General features: G+C 43.2%; 3 protein-coding genes and 1 pseudogene. All 4 read right to left on the reverse strand.

Features of this window, described 5'->3' with window-relative positions:
- Positions 1 to 624: 624 nt before the first annotated feature.
- Positions 625 to 1,758 (reverse strand): glycosyltransferase family 1 protein, encoded by a 1,134-nt coding sequence (locus F6K52_RS31955; RefSeq protein ID WP_293088406.1) that lies wholly within the window; start codon positions 1,756 to 1,758, stop codon positions 625 to 627.
- 262 nt (positions 1,759 to 2,020) lie between these two features.
- Positions 2,021 to 2,635 carry a chromophore lyase CpcT/CpeT gene (locus F6K52_RS31960; RefSeq protein WP_293088408.1) on the reverse strand — a complete coding sequence of 205 codons (615 nt, stop codon included), beginning with the start codon at positions 2,633 to 2,635 and terminating at the stop codon, positions 2,021 to 2,023.
- Between the two features lie 505 nt (positions 2,636 to 3,140).
- On the reverse strand, positions 3,141 to 4,289 hold the full coding sequence (locus tag F6K52_RS31965) for an esterase-like activity of phytase family protein (RefSeq protein ID WP_293088410.1): 1,149 nt from the start codon (positions 4,287 to 4,289) through the stop codon (positions 3,141 to 3,143).
- 280 nt (positions 4,290 to 4,569) lie between these two features.
- A pseudogene (locus F6K52_RS31970) lies at positions 4,570 to 5,180 on the reverse strand (MFS transporter); the annotation flags it as partial.

Below are 5,180 nucleotides of genomic sequence, written 5' to 3' on the forward strand. Positions count from 1 at the left end.
CTGTTGGAAATCAGCAGCAAAGAAATCTAACCAGCAGCTAAATTGAGGAATGGATAGGGTTTTGATGAGGTCAATCAGATGGCTGGTTTGTGAGGGTTGAGTTAACTGAGATAATGTAGCAGTAACACTACTGGTGTTTGGTCTTGTCATACTTCGTCTGCTCCTGCCTTTGGAGGCGCGTGAGGGCAAGTCAACTGGGCAGATAAGAATTGCTGCGTTGATAAGTCTTCTATTATCGTCTTTGACTTCAAAAACATTAATTAACACCCTGGTTATAAGTAGATCTGAGGATATATCTATCCTGATTATAAGTTTGACATATCTCTACAGTAAAAATCAGTACCCTAAGGGGTACTTCCATAGTGGATATATTTCCCTAAAACTGTTAAGGATTATACAATTACAATAGTTAAGTTTTCGATAAGACTTTATAAAAAAGTCAGTAAGCTCAACCGGATTAAGAACGCTTAGACCCTGAAACGCTTACCTTTCAAGCTCCCAATCACCCTAGCTTACACCTTTGAATTAGGCAAAGTTAATTAGGCCTTAGGTTACGAAAACTCCAAACCTAACACCTAATATCGTTAATTGTGGGGTTAATTGTGGGTCAGACCTGCGGGATGCTTAGGCAGCGGAAGACATGGATTCGGAAAACACGATTGCCTGGTAATAATTTTGCAATTGGCGTGTAGCAGCTGACCAACTCCAGCGTTCAGCTTCTGCTCTAGCATTGCGGCGGAGAGTTTCCCGTTCCTGCTGTTGTGCTAAGAGACGCACTGTTGCTGCGATCGCTCCTTGCTCATCTGCTGGATCGTATAAATACCCATTCATCCCATCTGTGACAATATCCGGAATTCCTCCAGAGTTGGCTGCTACCACAGGACAACCTGCTGCCATCGCTTCTAGTAAGACTAGTCCTAAGGTTTCTGTCCTAGAAGGAAAGATAAATGCATCAGCAGAGGCAAAGGCAGAGCCGAGGGTTGTACCCTTAAGGTAACCCACGAAATGAGTCGGGGTGCCAGCAAAGTGTGCTTCTAGTTCCTTACGGTGGGGTCCATCTCCTACTAATGCTAGGCAAGCGTTGGGAATTGCTTCTAGCACTAGCTTGATCCGCTCAATTTCTTTTTCAGCAGAAAGACGGCCTACATAAAGGAGTATGGGGCTGTCTGGATTTCCTTGGGAAAGATGCGATCGCATTTCATCTGAAGCTAACTCTGGTTGGAACGTTTCCGTATCCACACCTCGCTGCCACAAGTCTACTCGCTCAACACCATGGTCTCTTAATTCCTGTACCATAGCATTAGAGGTACACAAATTCAGCTCAGCTTGATTGTGACTAACTTTAATTAACTCCCACATCACTCCTTCGAGCATACCCAATCCGTAATGCTGGAGGTACTGAGGTAAATGGGTGTGGTAGGAGGCAACCAAGGGAATATTCATCACCTTGGCATAATACAGACCTCCCAACCCTAATACTGCTGGGTTGACAACATGGATCAAATCTGGTTGAAACTCTTCTAATACCCCACCAATCGAGGGTCGTGGCAGGGCTAGCTTTAATTCGGGATACAAGGGTAGGGGAAAGCCAGAAACACCGTAAATTTTGGCTCCTTTGTAGGCTTTGAGTCCCCCTTCTGGGCATATAACTAGCACTTGGTCACCGTTACGCTGCAAATGTTCCACCGTATGGCGCAACCGGGTCACGATGCCATCAACTTTGGGTAGAAATGTTTCAGTAAAAAAAGCAATTCGCATAATAATTACTTATTAGTCATTAGTCATTCGCCATTAGTTATTAGTAGTTTATAGTTCCTTGATCCAACTTGCGTAACCTTACTCGCTAAATGTATCAGCTTTGGGGCACTTATTGAACATCAATAGTATTCTAGGTATTAGACCATTGGCCATGGTGTTTATGGATTCCACGAAGCCCTTGACTATAACCTAATCGGTTTCGCTATAATAGTTGTTTGTATCGAACTTTTTTGAAGTCAAACCGCCACGGTAAGAGTTAATTCTATAGTTCAGTAAATTCTGGGGTTGGGATCAGCACTTCTGACGCGAAGCTAGTCCTGGGTGCAAAGTGAAATGCTCCAGCAATCGAACCCCAAACTAGTTCATCGGTTTGAGGGTCACGTCCCCTATCAAGACTAATCAATTTTTCTTCCATTACTTCAAAGCTACTATCGAGATAGGTTTCTTTACTATTGCGCACTACCAAGCAAGCTTTACCTGGTTCTACTTCGGCTTTGAAGCTGTGACCAGTCCAGGTAACATTGAACGTGCAACCAGGAAGCTTCTCTAACTGTTGGGCACTCAGGGATTTTAGACGTTCTAAATCACGGGAAGCTCCGTATAATAGTTTTTCATCCTGAACCTTGTAATTTTCGATTTTGATTTGCCCGTCTAGCTCAACAATCTTTAGTACCCGCACTCGGTAGGGGGTGTTGAGCATATAGTCATAAGCTTGCTCAAGAAACAAGCTACATCCATCTAGCACTGACCAAGGTAGAGGACGCATGCAGACGCGGATGTGAGCATACAATGGTGGATTATCAAACGCCTGCTGTTGGTTACTAAAATCAGCTGCCATCCAGCGAGCTAAAGTAGCGATATCCGTAGAATGAGTCATTACCAGAAGTGTTGAACTTAGAATAGCGGGAACTTCGGATGAAGTAGTGTTTGATGCAGTTGGTATCTTTACAATACATTGTCTTGATGCAGTCCCTTATGGTTTGGGTTATGCATCAAGACCAATGTAAGTATTCAGCTATCAGCTATCAGCTTTCAGCTGATCGGCTACGCGCACGCTACTTGGCTTTTGAATAAAATAAGCTGAACGCGCACGCGTGAGCCTTTAGCTCACGGCTGTTCGCGTAGCGTGCGCGTAGCGCATATGTTTACAAAATCTCGAACTATTAAATTCTCCCGTTCAAGGTTTATCTTAAGCTGAACGCGCACGGGTGAGCTTTTAGCTCACGGCTGACAGCTGTTCGCGTAGCGTGGCCAAAGGCCTTCGGCTGTTGGCGTAGCCTGCGCGTAGCGCATATGCTTAAAGACCAATTCCTAAAACCTTTAGTTGAGAAGCGCCCATAGCTTACCGGCTAGAGCTTGGGAATCTCTCTGGTTTCTTTGGGCTATGTCAAGCCTTTAATCCTAAACAACAGAAACTGTGTTACCTGAGCCTCACTAAAATTATTATCACTCACCAAAATTAAACTCTGAGTGCCATCACTCAAGCGCGGACCAAGGGTCATTCCCTCTAAATTATCTAAGTAAATCCCCAATTCACTCAAATCCAACAACAACTTTTTTTTCAGTGGCTTAATCTTAGAAATATTACCCTTGAGACTAGCAATCTTGGTGGTATCGGTTGCTCCACCCATCACCACTTGATAAAGTTTTGCACTGAATCCAAATAAACCATAGGTACGCTCCAAACTCAGAAAATGTCCTGCGGTATCCACTGCTAATAACTCAGTCAAACCGTGAGCAATGGTGTTAGGGGGGTCTTCGTCGAGTAAGTAAAGATGTTCACTAACGAGCATTGGAGGAGTAACGTCTCCAATCAAATAGTGCAACCAACGAATTCCCGCTGCTTGTTCGGTCTCTGCTTCTGGCTGGTCTTGGTGTAGGGAGTACTCAGTGGCACTAAATAAGCGAAATGACTCTTGCCCACTTGCTGCAGCTAGGCTGATTGGTTCTAAGGTTAATGCCTCAAAGCCTAAGTTATCCTGGATACCATTACTGACTGTTTCTAGATCAGTGTCATTCGGTAGATAACGCTGAGGAATTTTTAAATTTTGCAACTGTTGTCCTGTTGCTATATCAAACTGCCGAATGAATGGAGCAATGCCTTGATTAGTAGCCCCTTCACTAGAGATAAATACAGAATCTTTTCCAGACCAAGCAATCCCTTCTGGATCCAGGGTACCCCTTACAAAGGTCTCACCATTTTTATCTTTGAGGAAAGTGACATCTTCCACTTCTACGTTTTCAATCCCTATGTTTCCTGTATCGGTGGGATTGAAGGTTAGTTTTAAGGTGTAGAATCGAGCTGGAGCTAATCGGGAACGATCATCAGAAACGGCTAAAAAGCGATCGCGTTCCCGATCATAGGCCAATCCTGACAATCCTCCGACTACTGTATTTTTGAACTGCGTTTGGGGGAGTTGATACTCCCCTAAGAAGTCCAGGGAAAGGTTGATGAAGGTGCGTTGCTCTGCTGTGATGGCTGGTAAAAAGCCACAGGTAGTGGTGAGGCTACTCAGGAATATTATTACCACAACCCATAGTATCGTTGATATTTTTTTAGGTTTTCTTAACATTAGGTCAGTCTACCAGTAGCTTAACTTACTTGTATTATTACGTGGTTCGACCAGAACTGTTGATTGTTAAAAATTATGCCTAAAAAAAAAGAACCAAGCTGTAGAATAATTGGTGCTTTATAAAAGCTAAACTATCGCGTATTTTTTGGTATGTCTTTAGAAGATACGTTTAATTTTATTTAAACTAAGACTTATATAATTGATATGGGTTTTACCAGAAAATACTCCACTAATTTTTTTAAATATTATCTCGATCAATGGGATCAATAATGGCATCGGGTAATTTATCTTCTACTAACCTTAAGGGAGCATATTGATAAGCAATAATAGTTACTAATATAGTTAATGCCCCCAAGACAATAAACATCAGACTAATACCTCGACCAGGTCCGGTGCCGATCAGTTGTCCAATGGTTCCGGCCAGTGGACCATTAACCTTCATTAAAGGTTCAAATATTCGATCAGCCAGCGGACCTGCAACCAGATAAGCTAGGGGCAAAGAGGAGCCACAGATAGCACTATTAAGGGAGAAGACTCTTCCCTGCACATCGATTGCAACTTTCCTTTGAAAAATCACTTGAGCAGAACTGTTGATAAAAGGGAGTCCCAGAAAAAATAGAAAAGCTGCGATCGCAAACAGAAAAACTGAATGATAAAGTCCTGCCGCCATCATCGACAATCCCTCCAGCAGCATAAAGCCGAATAATATATTGATATACTTTTTTCGCCCACCTCCCCAAGTACTCATCAACAGGCTACCGGTCACCATACCCACACCACCAAAAGACAAGATGGTTCCAAGTTGGGCTGGGGAAGCAAAGGAAAGTATTAGGGGATAGCTCAATACCT

The organism is Moorena sp. SIO3H5 (assembly GCF_010692395.1).
Taxonomy (GTDB): domain Bacteria; phylum Cyanobacteriota; class Cyanobacteriia; order Cyanobacteriales; family Coleofasciculaceae; genus Moorena.